17 protein-coding genes and 1 pseudogene are annotated in these 16,285 nt (G+C 53.5%); 4 read left to right on the top strand and 14 right to left on the bottom strand.

Going from position 1 to position 16,285, the window contains the following annotated elements; translation table 11 throughout:
• Position 1: 1 nt before the first annotated feature.
• From BSZ31_RS07205 to yajC, 4 genes are read right to left on the bottom strand one after another with little or no spacing between them, the layout of a single operon-like run.
• Positions 2 to 907, bottom strand: coding sequence for a flagellar brake protein (locus tag BSZ31_RS07205; protein ID WP_105028172.1), 906 nt, complete (start codon positions 905 to 907; stop codon positions 2 to 4).
• 50 nt (positions 908 to 957) lie between these two features.
• Positions 958 to 1,911, bottom strand: a complete 954-nt coding sequence (secF, locus tag BSZ31_RS07200) for a protein translocase subunit SecF (RefSeq protein ID WP_105028171.1) — start codon at positions 1,909 to 1,911, stop codon at positions 958 to 960.
• 35 nt (positions 1,912 to 1,946) lie between these two features.
• The gene (secD, locus tag BSZ31_RS07195) at positions 1,947 to 3,839 is read right to left on the bottom strand and encodes a protein translocase subunit SecD (protein ID WP_105028170.1); all 1,893 of its coding nucleotides are present in this window, start codon (positions 3,837 to 3,839) and stop codon (positions 1,947 to 1,949) included.
• A 10-nt stretch (positions 3,840 to 3,849) separates the two neighbouring features.
• Positions 3,850 to 4,191, bottom strand: coding sequence for a preprotein translocase subunit YajC (yajC, locus tag BSZ31_RS07190; RefSeq protein WP_008249612.1), 342 nt, complete (start codon positions 4,189 to 4,191; stop codon positions 3,850 to 3,852).
• A 135-nt stretch (positions 4,192 to 4,326) separates the two neighbouring features.
• On the opposite strand from yajC, the pseudogene msrA reads away from it, so the two are divergent.
• Positions 4,327 to 4,867: pseudogene (msrA, locus tag BSZ31_RS07185) on the top strand (peptide-methionine (S)-S-oxide reductase MsrA).
• Between the two features lie 3 nt (positions 4,868 to 4,870).
• Here the strand turns inward: msrA and BSZ31_RS07180 are convergent.
• The 9 genes from BSZ31_RS07180 to BSZ31_RS07140 form a co-directional block, all read right to left on the bottom strand.
• Positions 4,871 to 5,674: a ThiF family adenylyltransferase gene (locus BSZ31_RS07180; RefSeq protein ID WP_206018559.1), complete on the bottom strand. Its 804-nt coding sequence runs from the start codon at positions 5,672 to 5,674 to the stop codon at positions 4,871 to 4,873.
• Positions 5,674 to 6,795, bottom strand: coding sequence for a S1C family serine protease (locus BSZ31_RS07175; RefSeq protein ID WP_105028168.1), 1,122 nt, complete (start codon positions 6,793 to 6,795; stop codon positions 5,674 to 5,676). The genes BSZ31_RS07180 and BSZ31_RS07175 overlap by 1 nt, the downstream gene beginning before the upstream one ends.
• Positions 6,792 to 7,433, bottom strand: coding sequence for a DUF2946 family protein (locus BSZ31_RS07170; RefSeq protein ID WP_168426889.1), 642 nt, complete (start codon positions 7,431 to 7,433; stop codon positions 6,792 to 6,794). The genes BSZ31_RS07175 and BSZ31_RS07170 overlap by 4 nt, the downstream gene beginning before the upstream one ends.
• Entirely contained in the window at positions 7,426 to 8,343 is a 918-nt protein-coding gene (locus BSZ31_RS07165; RefSeq protein WP_240605667.1) for a YheT family hydrolase, read from the bottom strand. The genes BSZ31_RS07170 and BSZ31_RS07165 overlap by 8 nt, the downstream gene beginning before the upstream one ends.
• A 96-nt stretch (positions 8,344 to 8,439) precedes the next feature.
• Positions 8,440 to 8,895 (bottom strand): nuclear transport factor 2 family protein, encoded by a 456-nt coding sequence (locus tag BSZ31_RS07160; protein ID WP_105028166.1) that lies wholly within the window; start codon positions 8,893 to 8,895, stop codon positions 8,440 to 8,442.
• A 53-nt stretch (positions 8,896 to 8,948) separates the two neighbouring features.
• The gene (gene purU, locus BSZ31_RS07155; protein ID WP_105028165.1) at positions 8,949 to 9,803 is read right to left on the bottom strand and encodes a formyltetrahydrofolate deformylase; all 855 of its coding nucleotides are present in this window, start codon (positions 9,801 to 9,803) and stop codon (positions 8,949 to 8,951) included.
• A gap of 37 nt (positions 9,804 to 9,840) precedes the next feature.
• Entirely contained in the window at positions 9,841 to 10,878 is a 1,038-nt protein-coding gene (gene waaF, locus BSZ31_RS07150; protein ID WP_255411420.1) for a lipopolysaccharide heptosyltransferase II, read from the bottom strand.
• Positions 10,875 to 11,078 (bottom strand): zinc-finger domain-containing protein, encoded by a 204-nt coding sequence (locus BSZ31_RS07145; protein WP_105028164.1) that lies wholly within the window; start codon positions 11,076 to 11,078, stop codon positions 10,875 to 10,877. The genes waaF and BSZ31_RS07145 overlap by 4 nt, the downstream gene beginning before the upstream one ends.
• Before the next feature lie 6 nt (positions 11,079 to 11,084).
• Positions 11,085 to 12,005 carry a branched-chain amino acid transaminase gene (locus tag BSZ31_RS07140; protein WP_105028163.1) on the bottom strand — a complete coding sequence of 307 codons (921 nt, stop codon included), beginning with the start codon at positions 12,003 to 12,005 and terminating at the stop codon, positions 11,085 to 11,087.
• A gap of 142 nt (positions 12,006 to 12,147) precedes the next feature.
• Between BSZ31_RS07140 and BSZ31_RS07135 the strand changes: the two genes are divergently transcribed.
• Genes BSZ31_RS07135 through BSZ31_RS07125 form a run of 3 tightly spaced genes read left to right on the top strand, consistent with a single transcriptional unit; the run spans position 12,148 to position 14,945 of the window.
• Positions 12,148 to 12,801, top strand: coding sequence for a TetR/AcrR family transcriptional regulator (locus BSZ31_RS07135; RefSeq protein WP_168426888.1), 654 nt, complete (start codon positions 12,148 to 12,150; stop codon positions 12,799 to 12,801).
• A gap of 49 nt (positions 12,802 to 12,850) precedes the next feature.
• Complete coding sequence (locus tag BSZ31_RS07130) at positions 12,851 to 13,519, top strand: protein-L-isoaspartate O-methyltransferase (protein WP_105028161.1); 669 nt, start codon at positions 12,851 to 12,853, stop codon at positions 13,517 to 13,519.
• A gap of 13 nt (positions 13,520 to 13,532) precedes the next feature.
• Positions 13,533 to 14,945 carry a TolC family outer membrane protein gene (locus BSZ31_RS07125; protein WP_105028160.1) on the top strand — a complete coding sequence of 471 codons (1,413 nt, stop codon included), beginning with the start codon at positions 13,533 to 13,535 and terminating at the stop codon, positions 14,943 to 14,945.
• An 11-nt stretch (positions 14,946 to 14,956) separates the two neighbouring features.
• Here the strand turns inward: BSZ31_RS07125 and BSZ31_RS07120 are convergent, their stop codons facing one another.
• Positions 14,957 to 16,285, bottom strand: coding sequence for a 3-deoxy-D-manno-octulosonic acid transferase (locus BSZ31_RS07120; RefSeq protein WP_240605771.1), 1,329 nt, complete (start codon positions 16,283 to 16,285; stop codon positions 14,957 to 14,959).

Raw genomic sequence — 16,285 nt, 5'->3', positions numbered from 1 at the left:
GCTACTTTGAATACAGCTGGGGACCCAGACGGTGATTCAGGCGATCACTAACAAACGCGTGAATGACTGCAAATTGCTCATCGTTCAGCGACTTTAAGGCAAAGCCATAAGTTGATGAGGAGGGGCCAGAGTCACGCGGTTTTGAGACCACCTCGGCATCGCATTCAATCAAATACTTGCGATCATCCAGAATGATTTGAAACGCAATCGAGATGGATTGCCCTATTTTGAAAGACACCGCCTTGGCAAACAACAGTTCAAGCCCCCCAGTTGAAATATTATCGATTACAGCAGTGATCGATTCGACGGAACCACTTTGACTGCCATTCAAACGAATGGTGGCAGGCAAATCGCAATTCACACGCCTGGCGCGGCGAATGGCCTGCGACTCCAGATGAGTTTCATGGGGCCATGACATCACAATCAGCGGGTGCGGCGACAGCAACACCTTTTCAATCATTGAACTGAAGCGGTAAATGGACAAACCATAAGTGGCCTGGAATTCCCAAACCTGCCCTTCTTTGGCAAATACACATTTGCCATCCCGCATGGGGTGCGTGATCAAAATGGCGGCTTGAGGGATGCTACCGATTAAACGCACATGGAAAGGGTCTTTGGATTGCCCAGGCGCAGACATTTTCAGTTGGCTGCCCGTCTCGAAGGGATCTTCAAACGCCTGTTTCGCGGGAAGCATTCTGGGCAAGGCGTTTGGATCAATTTGGGGCTTGCCCGGTTGAATCACAAACTTGTTGGCCCACCGGGGGTTATGGTACAAGCCCTTGGCGGCCAGTTCATCAAGCTGTTTCTGGCTATTAACCGCCTGGCCTTCAGCCAACAGCAGTACACCGCTTCTGTCAAAGATTGCGAATGGCAGCGCCTTGCCTATTTCAATGTCGCCTTTGGCCAAAGCGAAAGGTCTTTGGGATTGTCCACGCTGCCTCGCTTACTAATCCCGTTTTACGGGGTCTCAAATTCTTTGTCTTTTTTCACAGGCTTCACTAAGTCTTCCCTGGTCAGGCCCAGCCACATCAACAGGGGGCTGGCCACCAACACTGAGGAATATATGCCAAAGCAAATACCAATGGTCAGCGCCAAGGCAAAACCGTGCAAGGTAGGACCACCAAAAAACAACATCGAGCACACCATGATCTGGGTAGAACCGTGGGTAATGATGGTGCGTGAAATTGTTCGGGTAATTGCGTTGTCGATGGTCTCTTCAACGGTCATTTTTCGGACTTTCTTGAATGTTTCGCGAATTCGATCGAATACCACAACCGATTCGTTCACTGAATAACCCAAAACAGCCAATATCGCTGCCAGCACCGCCAGGGAAAACTCCCAACCGAAGAAGGCAAAAAAACCGAGAATGATGACCACGTCGTGCAAGTTGGCCACAATGGCTGAAACGGCAAACTTCCATTCGAAGCGAAGGGCCAGGTAGATCATGATGCCGATGATCACCACCATCAAGGCAATCACACCGTTCTCGGCCAACTCCCGACCAACTTGTGGGCCAACAAACTCAACTCGCATTAGCTGCACGTTTGGGCCACCCAAATTTAACACCTGCTCGGTGAGTGCCTGTTGATTCAGCTTGCCTTCGGTGCCCAATACGCCCGATTGCAAATCTTTCACAGCCAAACGAACCAGCACATCGCGCGCTGTACCGAAGTTTTGAACCTGCGGTTCATCAATTCCGGTGGCACGCAAACCTTCGCGAATTTTCTCGAGTTCAGCAGGCTGGGAATAACGGGCTTCAACCAGTACACCACCGGTGAATTCAACGCTCAAATTCAAGCCTTTCGTGGACAGAAAAAACACCGCTGCCGCAAAAGTCAGGAACGAGATGATGTTGAAAATTTTGGCATGCCGCATGAACGGAATGTCGTTTTTGATTCTGAATAGTTCCATTTTGCTTTTAGTTCACTTGGTTCGGTTGGTGTGGGTCACGCTTTTTTAGCGACAGCAGTGTCATCACTTGGACGCCAAATTTGCCCGATACTGACAGAGTCCAGTTTCTTTTTACGGCCATACCACAGGTTGACTACACCACGGGACACCACAACTGCACTGAAAATCGAGGTCAAAATACCCAGACAATGCACCACTGCAAAACCACGCACAGGGCCTGAGCCAAAAATCAGCAAAGCCAAACCGGCAATCAAGGTGGTAATGTTCGAATCCAGAATGGTGGCCCATGCTCGCTCGTAACCTGCTGCAATGGCTTGCTGCGGCTGCGCGCCGTCACGAAGTTCTTCGCGAATACGCTCGTTGATCAGCACGTTGGCGTCAATCGCCATACCCAGGGTGAGCGCAATCGCTGCAATACCTGGCAATGTCAGGGTGGCCTGCAACACCGACAACAAGGCAAACAACAACATCACGTTGACCGCCAGTGCAAACACTGAAAACACACCAAACAACAGGTAGTACACGATCATGAATGCGCCCAGCACAACAAAGCCATACAGGGTTGAGTTAATACCCTTGTCAATGTTGTCAGCACCCAGGCTAGGGCCAATGGTGCGCTCTTCAATGATGTCCATGGGTGCAGCAAGCGAACCCGCACGCAGCAACAGGGCCAGGTCAGCCGACTCAACCGTATTCATGCTGCCTGAGATTTGCACGCGGCCACCGCCAATTTCACCGCGAATGACCGGCGCGGTGACAACCTCGCCCTTGCCTTTCTCGATCAGCACAATCGCCATGCGCTTGCCAATACTTTCAGCAGTTACGTTACGGAAAATACGGGAACCCTGGCTGTCCAGCGTCAAATGCACCGCAGGTTCCTGGGTTTGATTGTCAAAGCCGGCTTGCGCATCGGTCAGGTTGTCGCCAGTCAAAATCACTTCCGATTTCAGCAACAAATCGCGGCCACCACGCTCGGTGTAACGCTCCAGGCCAAAAGGAACAATACCGCTGGCCAGGGCAGACTGAGCCTCCGGGCTGTCATCCACCATGCGAACTTCCAGCGTCGCAGTGCGGCCCAGAATGTCTTTGGCCTTCGCCGTGTCTTGCACACCCGGCAACTGCACCACAATGCGGTCCGCGCCCTGGCGTTGAATCACGGGTTCGGCCACACCCAATTCGTTAATTCGGTTGTGCAATGTAGTGATGTTTTGGCGCAAGGCGTACTCGCGCGCCTGCTGTTCAATTTCTGGCGCCAACGTCGCTACAAGCGCAAATTCAGTGCTGTTTTCAGGAGTGGCAAGCTGCAAGTCCGGGTATTCCTTGGCCAGGGCAGCCTGCGCCTTGTTGCGGGCTTCTGCATCGCGGAAGGTCAGGTTAAAACCAGCGGGCGTGCGGGGCGCGCTGGCATACCGCAAATCTTCTTCGCGCAAGGTTTGCTTGGCGCTGGCCAGCAAGGCGTCCTTGCGTTTTTCAAGTGCAGCATCCATGTCCACTTGCAACAGGAAATGCACACCACCCCGCAAATCGAGGCCCAGGTACATCGGCAATGCATTGATGTTGGTCAGCCAGTCAGGTGAGCGCGACAACAAATTCAGGGCAACAATGTAATCGGGGTCTGCCGGCTCTGGGTTAAGCTGGCTTTGAAGAAAGTCTCTCGCCTTTAATTGCTCTTCAGACGAGTTGAACCTTAATTTCAGAGTTCCGCCGCCCAGTGTTTCTTCGAAAAATACCCCATCGGGCTTGACTCCTTGCGCCTCAAGCTGACTGGACAATCGGTCAGCCAGATCGGGTGATAATTTCAAGGTGGACTTGCCACTTGAAACCTGCACAGCGGGCGCTTCACCATAAAAATTGGGCAGGGTGTACAACACACCCAGCACCAACACAATGGCGATCATCAGGTACTTCCAGACAGGGTATCGATTCATGACAGCAAAATTAACGTGTTTCTTTCAGGGTGCCGCGAGGCAGCAGGCTTTGCACAGCGGCGCGTTGCAGCACAACTTCAACGGGCTTGTCGCCCATTTCGGCCACTTCCAGCGTGATGTACGATTCGTTGATTTTGCTGATCTTGCCCAGCAATCCACCCGAGGCAATTACTTCATCGCCTTTTTGCAGGGCTTCAACCATGGCTTTGTGTTCTTTCTGGCGCTTCATTTGGGGACGAATGGCCAAGAAATAAAGTACGCCAAACATCAAAATGAGGGGCAGGAAGCTTAAAAGGCCACTTTCCGGGCCAGCGGCTGCGGATTGCGCAAACGCGGATGAAATCACAGTCATCTCCTTAAAGTTGTGATGGGTTCGCGCCGAGTATACAACGCTTGACACTTAAAATTCAGACCAAAAGGCTTGACTTGGGTTCCACTTAAAGATTCACTTAGCGATTGTGGGAACAATAAAAATAGGCTTTGATCTATGTCGAGCAAGATAGAACAGGCAACCTTGGGCGGGGGTTGTTTCTGGTGCACGGAAGCTGTTTTCCGGCAACTCAAAGGAATCGAGTTGTGCGAATCGGGCTACAGCGGGGGAAGCGACCCCAACCCCAACTATGACAAGGTGTGTGGCGGCAAAACCGGCCATGCCGAGGTAATCCGGCTGCACTACGATCCGGAACTCATCTCATTCCGGAAAATATTGGCAGTTTTTTTCGCCATTCACGACCCCACCACCTTGAACCGACAAGGCAACGATGTGGGCACCCAATATCGCTCGGTCATTTTTTTTCACACGCCCGAGCAACGCGACACAGCCGTGGCTTTTGTTGAAGACCTGGAAAAACGGAAATTTTCGCGACAAGGTAGTGACCGAGATTTCGCCCTTGCTGAATTATTTTCCGGCCGAGAAATACCACCAGGAATACTTCGAGAACAACCCGATGCAACCTTACTGTGCCTATGTGGTGGCCCCAAAGGTTGAGAAAGCTGAAGACCTGTTTGGTGATCTGTTCAAGCGCTAAGTTTTAAGAACCAGGTTTGCTGCGCTTATCGACCGCGTGCGCAATGGCCCACGCGGTCATTTGCATGCCCATGGTGGCGGTTACTGCAACCACTGAACCGTAACCTGCGCAATTCAGCCCAGCCGCGGGCTCACAAGCATCGCTGCGCTTGACCTGCTCCGCTGAATAGAAAACCGACACGCCCAATTTTTTCTCGGGGTCCTTGGCATACCCGTGTTCGCGGCGCAAGGTGTACCGCACCTTGGCCAGCAAGGGGTCGTTGGTGGTGTCGCGCAAATCGGCAGGTTGCACAAGCCAGGGTTTGGTTTTTCCGCCCGCGCTGCCAGACAGTACCACGGCAAGGTTTAAACGCTTGGCCCAAGTCACCATGGCCACCTTCGCCCGCACATTGTCGCAACAGTCCAATACAACTTTGCATTCGCCAGCCGCAGCGGCAAATTCAGTCAATAGGGCCTGTGCATTGTCAGGCTCCAGGAACGCATCCACCAAAGTAATTTGGCACTGCGGGAAATAGCCATGAATATGATCGGCCAAAGCCTTGATTTTTTCCCGCCCCAAGGTGGCATCAGTGGCCTGAATTTGCCGATTGATGTTGCTTTCAGCCACATGGTCCATATCAACCAGCGTAATGTGGCCAACCCCACTGCGAGCCAAGGCCTCAGCAGCCCAGGAACCCACGCCACCCACACCCACCACCATGGCATGAACGCGCTGGTTGAGAAACGCATGTGTGCCATCGCCGTACAGGCGACTTATTCCGCCAAAACGTCGATTCAGATCTGGATGCTCGTCCATCGGTTCAACCATTAACGCGCTTCCAGATCCACGATACTGACAGCCACTTCTCGCGTGTCGTCGCCACGCATCACCAGCAAATTGGCAGTACCGCCTACGCCAATAGCCTCAAGCGCTTTCGACAGCTGCAACACATTGGCCACTGGTTTGCGGTCGACGGCGAGAATAATGTCGCCCACCACACCGGCCTGCAAATCAAACGGCTTCAAACCAGCTTGGGCGGCGGGCGAACCTGGCTCAACGCCCATGACTGCGATGCCGCGAATACCCAGGCGGCGGGCCAGCGACTCATCCGCCACAGCGATGCCAATACCGGGGCGGGGCAAGGTACCGCGCTCAATCAATTGCGGCACAATTTCATTGACCAAATCCACAGGAATTGCAAAGCCTACACCAGCGGAGGAGCCGCTTTGAGAAAGAATAGCGGTGTTGACACCGATCAAACGCCCGGCAGAATCCAGCAAGGGGCCTCCTGAGTTGCCAGGGTTGATCGCTGCATCGGTTTGTATGACGTCAGGAATTTCACGCCCGTTGCTCACAGGCAAAGTACGCCCCAAGGCACTGACAATGCCGGCAGTGAGCGTTTTGGACAAACCGAAGGGGTTGCCAATCGCAAACACAGACTGCCCCACCAGCAAGTCGCCAGAGGTGCCCACAGGGATGGGCCGCAGGTTGGCAGGCTTGTTCACCAGCCGGATCACCGCGAGATCGTATGAGGGTGCAATACCCACAAGACGCGCCGGTAAAGGCTCGGAATCATCAAGCTGCACACGAATACGACTGGCGCCCTCCACCACATGGGCATTGGTCACAATGTGGCCGGCATCGTCCCAAATAAAGCCTGAGCCTGTGCCTTCCGCCACTCGCCTGAAAAACAGTTGACCCTGCACGCTTTCCGTAAAAATGTAAGCCACGGACGCCTTGGACACCTCGAAGAGCTCAACCACGCTTTTTTCGCCTGCGGCGAGATCTCCCCGCGCCTCCACCACACGTGGCGTGACATTTTCGGGGCGGCTGGTGAACAGGTTTTCGATACTAGACTGGTTGTACAGCACGTACAGCAAAGCCACAAACAACACAAAGGCAAGCAATGCAGTGGCTGAGGCACCGCGTTGATTCTGGTTCAGTTTCACGAATTGGGATCCTGCTGGTTAACTTCTGGATTCGGGTTGAATTGAAAACGCAGCGCCACAGCGCTCGATTCAATCGGCAGCAATTTCAACGTGCAAGTGCGTTGGCCCGTGGACGTGGTTTTGTCACGGCGCAGCCTTGTGCGCGCAGCAATCAGGGTGTCGGGGTCTACTTCGGGCACTGCCCAACTGGCCTGGTGAATCAGTTCGCCTTTGCTTTCTTGCAAGCCTTTCGCAAGCAGGTCCATGTCATTGCTGTGCAACAGGCCAATGCCAGGCTCACCTTCAATCAAGACCCTGCCCTGTTCATCTTGGTACATACCCAAGGGCCAGCAGACGAGACCAGTGTGGGTGGTCAGCATCAAGGCACCGTGCTCCAGAGGGTGAATGCGATACACCCACGGTGTGTAAGCCAAGTGGACATACGCTTTTTGAGGGCCATTCTGAAAATAGTAACGCCCGTCTGATTCGCAACCATAGTTGCGCGCCATGAAATTCAAAATCCTCGGATGGCTGATTGTTAACCCCTCGGGCACAGGTCCTGTCAGCAACCAGTCGCCTTGCGTGCTTAACTTCACCCATCCGGCAATGGCCGGCACGTTGGGCCAACGCGCCAGTGCTTTTTCTACAAGGTCATCCACCGCTTGCTCCTGTTTGCTTTGCAGAGTGCTGCGCAAAGAAAGCATCGCATTGCTTGGGCAACCAGTCCAGCCCCAATCGCAAACTGCGTCCGTTCGCAAAACCAACATGACCACCGTGCTCTGTAAACAGACAATTCACTTGCGGGGACACTTCATGGGTTGTCGGCAAATGTTGACCACTCATGAAAGGATCGTTTTTCGCGTGAATCATCAGGGTGGGCACCGCAATATGTTTCAACAGTGGCTTGGCCGATGACACGGCATAATAATGCTCGGCATCCCGGAACCCATGCCAAGGGGCTGTAACCCGGTTGTCGAAATCGAAGAAATCTTTGCAGTTGGCAATGTCCTCCACGTTTCCCAACTCGGGAAAGCGCTTGACCTTCTCAATTGATTTCGGAATCAAAGTGCTTAAAAACATGCGGGTATAAACCAGATTGAACCCTTTGGCCAGCGATACCGCACCCGCGAGCAAATCAACTGGTGCACTCACTGACACGGCTGAGCTGACCACCTCCCGAGCCAGCTTTTCCCGCTCTCCCAGCCACTTCAACAACACATTGCCACCCAGTGAAACACCCGTGACATGCATGAATTCCACTGAAGAAAACTGGCTGCGCAGGCGACGAAGTATCCAGTCCATTTCCTCGGAATCGCCCGAATGATAGGCGCGCGGCATCCGGTTGTTTTCGCCGGAACACCCCCGAAAGTGGACAACCACACCCAAGGCACCCACCATGCGGGCCTGGTTCATTACCGCCAGGCTGTAGTGACTGCGCGAGCAACCCTCCAGGCCGTGAAACAGCACCCAAAGCGTGTCGTGCTTTGCCGCTTGTTCCAGGGACTCAGTAAAATCAAGGTCGATAAAATCACCATCCGGCGTGTTCCAGCGCACACGGTGGTAGTGCACGCTTGGCTTTTCAGCAGCGTGCGGCCATAATGGTTTGGGAATGGCCCTCGGGAAGCCACCAAGGCGGGCGGTACACCATATACTGCCTCGGCCTGATCAGTGCAGCGTGGGCTGCGGATCGAAGTCGGACAGGTCGTCCTCGACCATTTCTTCTGCATCCATGGCGGGGCTTGCGTGATGCATCACAATTTTCCAGCCATTGGGCCCCTTGTGATACACATTGGTCGCATTCACTTGCACGACATGAGGCTCACCCCGAGAGCTGCTCATCATGACTTGCTCAACAATGTTGTGCACCGACACCATCACGCCTTCAACGCGGTGCACAGGCACCACGCGAATTTGCAAGGCACCTGCTGAAAGAATTTCTTTCCAAGAGTCGCGTACATCGTGATAGCCCTCTACGCGAGGACCTCCGGGGTGAATACACACCACATGCTCATCGTCGGCCCAAAGATCCATCAGGGCTTCCAGATCGGCCGCTTCAAGTGCCTCATAAAAGGCTTGCTCAATGTCTTGCGGTGAAGAATGAATGACTTTGGCTCTGGACATTCAACGCACTCCAATGGGTATTTATGTGTTTTGAATGAGGTTGTTGAGGTGACTCACTGAAACACCACTGTTTTTGATCCGTTCAAAACCACACGGTGCTCGCAGTGCCATTTCACCGCACGGGCCAACACCATACACTCGGTGTCGCGTCCTCGAGCGGTCAACTCTTCCGGGGTTAAAGAATGGTCAACGCGAGCCACATCTTGTTCAATGATAGGGCCCTCGTCCAGATCCGAGGTCACGTAGTGTGCTGTAGCACCAATCAACTTGACTCCCCTGTCAAAAGCTTGCTGGTAAGGTTTGGCCCCCTTGAAGCTGGGCAAGAAACTGTGATGAATGTTGATCACCCGACCCAGCATGTCGCGGCACAATTCCGGCGACAAAATTTGCATGTAGCGGGCCAGCACAACGAGATCGATCTTCTCACGCTCAATGATCTGACGTATTTGCGTTTCCTGAAGCTCTTTGGCTTCGGGTTTCACCGGCAAGTGATAAAACGGGACACCATATGAGGCCGCAAGCAAAGCAAAATCCTGATGATTAGACACAATGGCCGGTATCTCGCAAGGCAGTTGACCGCTTTTCCAGCGAAACAGAAGATCGTTCAAACAGTGCCCGAACTTGGACACCATCAGCAACACGCGAGGCTTTACACGGGCATCAAAAAACTGGTATTTCATGGCGAACGGCTCTGCCACCTTCGCGAAATTGGACTGCAGTTCGACCTCGGTCAGCTTGCTTTCGGGCGGCAATGAAAAGTGCACCCGCAAGAAGAAAAGATTGGTGGACTCATCGCCAAATTGAGCAGAGTCAAGAATGTTGCACTGTTGGTCAAACAAAAATTTGCTGACGTTGTACACAATGCCCGTGGTGTCGGGGCAAGAAATTGTCAGGATGTAGTCACGCATGGTAAGGCCAGAGTGCGTTGAAAATGGGCTTGTAAGATCATACTCCCTGAGAAGCAGGCACCAACTGTTCCAACACCATTTTCGGGTCGAGCTTTTTCAGGCAATGGGTGTGGCCCAGTGGGCACTCCCGCTGAAAACAGGGGCTGCATTGCAGATTGAGGTAATACACCTTGGCCTTGCTGCTTAAGGGCGGCGTGTGGTGTGGGCTGCTGGAACCAAACACCGCGTGCACTTGTACATTCAAGGCAGCAGCCACGTGCATCAAGCCCGAATCATTGGTCAGCAACTGGCTTGCCGCAGACATCAGGGCCACAGCCTGGGCCAAGCTTGTCTTGCCCGCCAGGCTACAGGCACGTGCTTGTAAATCCAAAGGCAGCAGGCTGACAATTTCCCCACAAAAAACAGAGTCTTTGGGCCCACCGAACAGCACAGCCTTCTGCAGGGGGTTTCCCAATAAAAACTTGGCGATCACTTCAGCAAAGTGCTCCGCTGGCCAGCGTTTGGCGGGACCAAACTCAGCGCCCGGCGCAACGGCCAAGAAACCCGGGCGAAGTTCAAACTCGGCACATGCGGCATGGCGCATACCTGGCTCTACGTGTAAAACCGGGAACTCCAGCACATCGGCGGAGTAATGACCAAGCTGCCCATACCACTCGATCATGGGTGGTTTGGCTTTCTTGGAAGGCTTGGGCAACGGGTGGGTAAGCACCGCTGTGCGCAGCTCTCCGCTGTAGCCTACCCGTTTCGGTATTCGTGCAAACCAGGGTACCAAAGCTGATTTCAAGGAATTGGGTAAAATCACCGCCATGTCGAAACCGCGCCCGGCCAGTGAGCCCCCCACCTGCTTGCGCAAGCGCCATTGCAATTTGCCGTGGGAGAAGGGCTCTACCTGCACAGCACGGACAGCTTCACTGAACTGATATACCGGTGCAGTCACCGGTGGAGCGAGAACATGAATTTCACAGGGTTTGCCGTCAGCCGACCGCAAAGTATTGTCTTGATGCAAGGCTTGAATCAGCGACAGGCTCATGACCGCATCGCCAATCCAATTGGGGGCAACAATTAAAACCTTCAATGTGAGTGTACTTTTGCACCAGGCTTCAAGGTGTACACCGTGCCACAATAAGGGCAGGTGGCCTTGCCTGTTTTGGTCACGTCCAGATACACCTTGGGATGCGTATTCCACACCGGCATGGCCGGGTTGGGGCAAAAGGCGGGCAGTTGATCGCCATCCAGCTGCACAGTTTCATGTTTTGCTTTTTTGTCACTGATCATGATGCTTCACACCCGGGTCAGCCAATGTTCATATTTTTCATTTCGACCGTACACCACGTCGAAATAACGCTTTTGCAGCTCTTCAGTAATTGGCCCGCGTGTGCCGGCACCGATGGTTCGGTTGTCCAGCTCGCGCACTGGCGTTACTTCAGCCGCAGTGCCAGTGAAGAAACACTCATCAGCGATGTAAATGTCATCGCGAGTCAGGCGCTTGCTCTTGACTTCCATGCCCATTTCACGGGCGAGGGAAATAATCGTTGAGCGGGTAATCCCAACCAATGCCGAAGCGATTTCAGGCTCGTAAATACAACCATCTTTGATTACAAATACGTTTTCACCCGCACCTTCAGCCACAAATCCATCCACATCCAGCAACAGTGCTTCGTCGTAACCATCCTGGACAGCCTCGGTATTTGCAAGGATCGAGTTGGCATAGGTGGCCGCAAACTTGGCACGCGCCATGGTCACATTCACATGGTGGCGGGCATAAGACGAGGTTTTAACCCGAATGCCTTTCTGCAGACCTTCTTCGCCCAAATAAGCGCCCCAAGGCCAGGCCGCAATGGCCACGTGGGTTGCAGCGCCTTTGGGCGACACCCCCATTTTCTCGGAGCCATAAAAAGCAATGGGGCGGATGTAGCAGGAGTCAAGATTGTTGGCGCGCACCACTTCACAGCAGGCATCCATGATCTGCTCACGGGTGTATGGCATGTTCATGCGGTAAATATGGGCTGAATTGAAAAGGCGATCGGTGTGCTCTTTCAACCTGAAAATGGCAGGGCCTTTGTCGGTTTTGTAGGCTCGCTCGCCTTCAAAGACTGACAAACCATAATGCAAACTGTGAGTGAGCACGTGAATTTGAGCTTCACGCCACGGCACAAGTTTGCCGTCAAACCAGATAAAGCCTTCGCGATCGGCCATTGACATGCTGAATTCTCCGAAATTCCAAGATTTACCAAACCGACATATTCTACAACCCAACAAGCACCGATTTGGGCTTACCACGTTGACTCGGTGAAGAATGAACCACTATAGTGCAATCAACCACTCTAAAAAAAGATGTACACCTATGAAGCAATGTCTGGCGAATGCTCAACCCCGTTGGACGCGTAGAAAACAAGAGCGCCCACAAGAACTACTCGATGCTGCACTCACCATTTTCAGCGAAAAGGGTTTCGCAGGAGCCCGCCTCGAAGACGTGGCCAAAAGCGCTGGCGTCAGTAAAGGCACGGTTTACCTGTATTACTCCAACAAAGAGGAATTGCTGAAAGCCGTGGTGAAAGAACATGTTTCACCCATCGTAGAGGAGGCAAAAAGCCTTCTGGAGCCCGAGAAAAGCTCTGCCACGCTGATCAGGGAGGCCATCCACCTGTGGTGGTTGAAATACGGGTCTACCAAACTCAGCAGCATTACAAAAATCGTACTTTCCGAAGCCAATGCTTTTCCTGAGCTGGCTCGATTTTTCTACGACGAGGTGGTGCGGCCTTGGTGGGACTACCTCGAATCAGTGCTCAAACGTGGTATCTCCCGCGGAGAGTTTACCGACATCGACACCGAATACGCCGCCCAAGTGCTCTGTGCACCCTTGGTCACCCTTGGATTGTGGAAGCGAACCATGGATGGTTGCTGCGGCGTAGAAACCAACCCCATGCGCTACATTGAAGCGCATATTCAAATGGTGCTGAACGGTTTGACCTGCCCGCACACAGCGCGTGTTGCATAAAATTTGCTAAAATAGCGAGTTACCCAATTTACCCACGCGAGAACCCGCCATGGACTTCGAGAAAGCCCGCTTCAACATGATTGAACAACAAATCCGCCCCTGGAACGTGTTGAACCAGAAGGTGCTAGATTTGCTTGAAATGATCAAACGCGAGAATTTTGTGTGTGCCGGGCTTGAAAAACTGGCGTTCACTGATTGTGACCTGCCGATTCGCGTCAATGGCACCGACACGGGCGAGGCCATGTTCAGCCCAAAAATGGAAGCTCGCATTCTTCAGGATCTAGAGCTCCGTGTGCATGAAAAGGTTCTGGAAATCGGTACAGGTACGGGTTACATGGCTGCTCTCATGGCGCAACAATGTGCCCACGTCACGACCATAGAGCTGAATCCGGCCATCGCGGAAATGGCCCGCAACAATTTGAAGAAAAACGGCATTACCCGAGTGAAGGTGATTGAAGGCTGTGGATTTCAGTTGGCCCCGACACTCGGTCAATTCGACGCGATCGTGCTGTCCGGTGGCTCGCCCATCATGCCCACTGGCTTGCTTGAAGCGGTCAACCCGCTTGGACGCCTGATGGCCGTGATTGGCCAGGCACCTGCCATGCAACTGGTGCTGGCCCGCAAGTCCCGTGACGGTCAACTGATCACCACACCTTTGTTTGAAACCATGACCAAGGTGTTGATCAACGCACCCAAAGCCAACGAATTCGTATTCTAAGGACACGGGACTCATGACCCAGCCCGATCAACCCGTAATCAAACGACGTACATCGGGCTTCAAACATTGGCTGCGGGGATTAGTGGGCATGCTGGGTTTGGCGATCGCGGGCAGCCTGGCTGGGGCCCAAGAAGGCCTGACCACCGATCACTCAAGCCCTCAAAATCTGCTTGCGCTCTTCAACCTGGCCAAACAGAATGACCCGGCCTTTCGGGCAGCAGCTTCTCAATTGCAGGCTGACCTTGAAACTGAAAATCAGGCATTTTCAGCCCTGCTGCCCAACGTCAACTTCGGGGCACGTATTGAGAAACAAGACAACACCTACGATGCCTTTGGCATGTCAATTGATGCCAGTCGCAATCCAGGCACATACAGCCTGGTACTCAACCAGGCACTGTTTCGCCCCCAAGCCTGGGAAACCTACAAACAAAGCCAATTAAGCGGAGAAGTTGCCAAGCTCAGCTTTCAGCAAGCCGAACAAGACCTGGTTTTGCGACTCACTCGCGCTTATTTCGATTTATTGGCCGCGCAAGACGACTTGGCCAGCATTGATGATCAAAAAGCCGCTATTACCGAGCAGCTGGCCTTGGCGAAAGCCAATTTTGAGGTGGGCAATGCCACTGTGACAGACCAACAAGAGGCTCAGGCACGATTTGACCTGACCGTGGCCCAGGAACTGGCCGCGCGCAACCAGCTGGCTCAGCGCAGACTCCAAATCGAGACCATTGTGGGCATGCCTGTCAATGAACTGGCTGCTCTCGCACCCTCGACGCAACTCAGCGCCCCTGCGCCAAATACCGCCGAAGCGTGGGCCGAGCAAGCCCGAAACAACAATCTGAGAACCCAGCAAGCGAGGCTCGCCAGACTCATCGCCCAAGGCGAAAGTAACAAGGCCAAGTATGGCCATTTGCCAACCCTGGACTTGACTGCCCAAATGGTTGAAACCGAGCAGCAGATTTTTGATGGCAACAGTGGACGCCCTTTTGACTTGGGTGTGGACAGCACCACCATCGGTCTGGTGATGAATATTCCTATTTTCAGCGGTGGCGCTACCCAAAGTCAGGTCCGCCAGCAAGCGGCATTGTTGGAAAAAGCGATGAATAATGTAGAACTCGCAAGCAGAAATGCCACACAGGCTGCAAAGTCGGCATTCCTGGGGGTTCAAACCAGCCTGGCACAGGTGAATGCCCTCGAAACCGCACTGGCCTCAAGTGAACTGGCACTCCGATCCAACAAAACCGCCTATGAAATAGGCATTCGAATCAATGTTGATGTCTTGAACGCTCAGCAACAATTCAATGCCACACAGCGTGACCTCTCAAAGGCCAAGTACAGTAGCCTGATCAATATGCTCGAACTGCAGGCTGTGGCTGGGCAGTTAAACGCGGAATCGCTGAAACAGATCAATCAACTTCTGCTGCAATAAGCGCGCTACCCCTAAACGTCATTCAATTGATTGAGCACATCGAAGCTGCGCTGAGTTGCCCCACGGTGACTGCGCGCATAGGCAAAGGCCGCTTTCTTCGCCTCGTGATTGCCCTGAAAATCACTCAGATAAAATTCGCAAGCCGCCAGTAAATTATCAAACCGACGGGCTGCTTTCGCTGACAGTGCATCCTCTGCTGCTTTGGCAAAATTAAAGGTATTCGGCCCCATCCACACGGGGCAACCATAAGCGCAAGCCTCAATCAGGTTTTGCCCGCCAAAAGGCAACCACGAGCCCCCCAACAAAGCCAGATCGGCCACGCTGTAATACGCGGGCATTTCACCCATGGAGTCGCCCAGCACCAAACGGGCCTGCCCAAAACCTGCCAAGGCAATATTGCTGCCTGCATTGAACGAGGCACTTCGACGTACGGGACGGGCCACACCCATCCGCGTGGCTGCCTCTGCCATCAATTCAAACACCTCATCAAACCGCTGAGGGTGGCGCGGTACAATCCACACACTGGCTTTGGGCATGCGCTTGAAAAACTGACTTCGGTTCAGGGCATCAAGCAACAAGACCTCTTCACCCTCCCGACTGCTGGCGAACAACACCACCTGCTCTGCCTGCGCAGCCTCCCGCCAGGTGCGCCCCATGGTGGCCAACTCCGGCTTGAGCGCCACATCAAATTTCAGGTTGCCGCACACGGCATCCGCTGGCCGCCCAATTTTCTCAAATACAGCTGCATCGGCCTGTGTTTGGACAATCAAGGTGCCAACACTGCGCAAGACAGGTTTGCTCACGAGCCCCAACTGGACCAAGCGCTTTCCAGTGGTGGGTGATACCCGCGCGTTCAGCACTGCCGTATGAACATTGCTCCTGGCTGCTCTCAACAGCAGATTGGGCCACAACTCGGTTTCAACAACCCACAATGAATTCGCGCGCACTTGCTTGAATGTTCGCGCAACCAGATGGGGCAAATCGTATGGCAGATAAAAGAACTGAACGCTGTTCAATGCCGAATAAAGCTGTTGGCAAGTGGCCAAACCCGTGGGTGTGGTGCAGGAAACGGCCCATTCATGCTGAGGATAAACCTTGACCCAGTGCTGTACCAAAGGGGAAATGGCATGGGCTTCGCCCACCGAAACAGCATGTACCCAGATTCGCTTTTGACCCGATGGAACCGCCTTGAACTCAGGCAGACTCGCCAGGAACCGCTGCCCCCACCCTCGGCGATACTCAGGCTGCCTCACACTGCGTTTGAGCAGATACAAAGCCAGCACTGGCAGCAGCAGAAAAAGACTCAGGCTGTAAAGCCACAAAAAGACGCGAGCTCGCAC

Origin of the sequence: Limnobacter sp. SAORIC-690 (assembly GCF_002954425.1) — a bacterium.
GTDB lineage: Bacteria > Pseudomonadota > Gammaproteobacteria > Burkholderiales > Burkholderiaceae_B > Limnobacter > Limnobacter profundi.
This window is presented reverse-complemented; position numbering and strand designations above follow the sequence as displayed.

Bases quoted from the DNA above. Each gene is read 5' to 3' on its own strand.
- secF (WP_105028171.1), bottom strand. From the start codon at position 1,911: ATGGAACTATTCAGAATCAAAAACGACATTCCGTTCATGCGGCATGCC.
- secD (WP_105028170.1), bottom strand. From the start codon at position 3,839: ATGAATCGATACCCTGTCTGGAAGTACCTGATGATCGCCATTGTGTTG.
- yajC (WP_008249612.1), bottom strand. From the start codon at position 4,191: ATGACTGTGATTTCATCCGCGTTTGCGCAATCCGCAGCCGCTGGCCCG.
- BSZ31_RS07180 (WP_206018559.1), bottom strand. From the start codon at position 5,674: ATGGTTGAACCGATGGACGAGCATCCAGATCTGAATCGACGTTTTGGC.
- BSZ31_RS07160 (WP_105028166.1), bottom strand. From the start codon at position 8,895: ATGTCCAGAGCCAAAGTCATTCATTCTTCACCGCAAGACATTGAGCAA.
- purU (WP_105028165.1), bottom strand. From the start codon at position 9,803: ATGCGTGACTACATCCTGACAATTTCTTGCCCCGACACCACGGGCATT.
- BSZ31_RS07145 (WP_105028164.1), bottom strand. From the start codon at position 11,078: ATGATCAGTGACAAAAAAGCAAAACATGAAACTGTGCAGCTGGATGGC.
- BSZ31_RS07140 (WP_105028163.1), bottom strand. From the start codon at position 12,005: ATGTCAATGGCCGATCGCGAAGGCTTTATCTGGTTTGACGGCAAACTT.
- BSZ31_RS07135 (WP_168426888.1), top strand. From the start codon at position 12,148: ATGAAGCAATGTCTGGCGAATGCTCAACCCCGTTGGACGCGTAGAAAA.
- BSZ31_RS07130 (WP_105028161.1), top strand. From the start codon at position 12,851: ATGGACTTCGAGAAAGCCCGCTTCAACATGATTGAACAACAAATCCGC.
- BSZ31_RS07125 (WP_105028160.1), top strand. From the start codon at position 13,533: ATGACCCAGCCCGATCAACCCGTAATCAAACGACGTACATCGGGCTTC.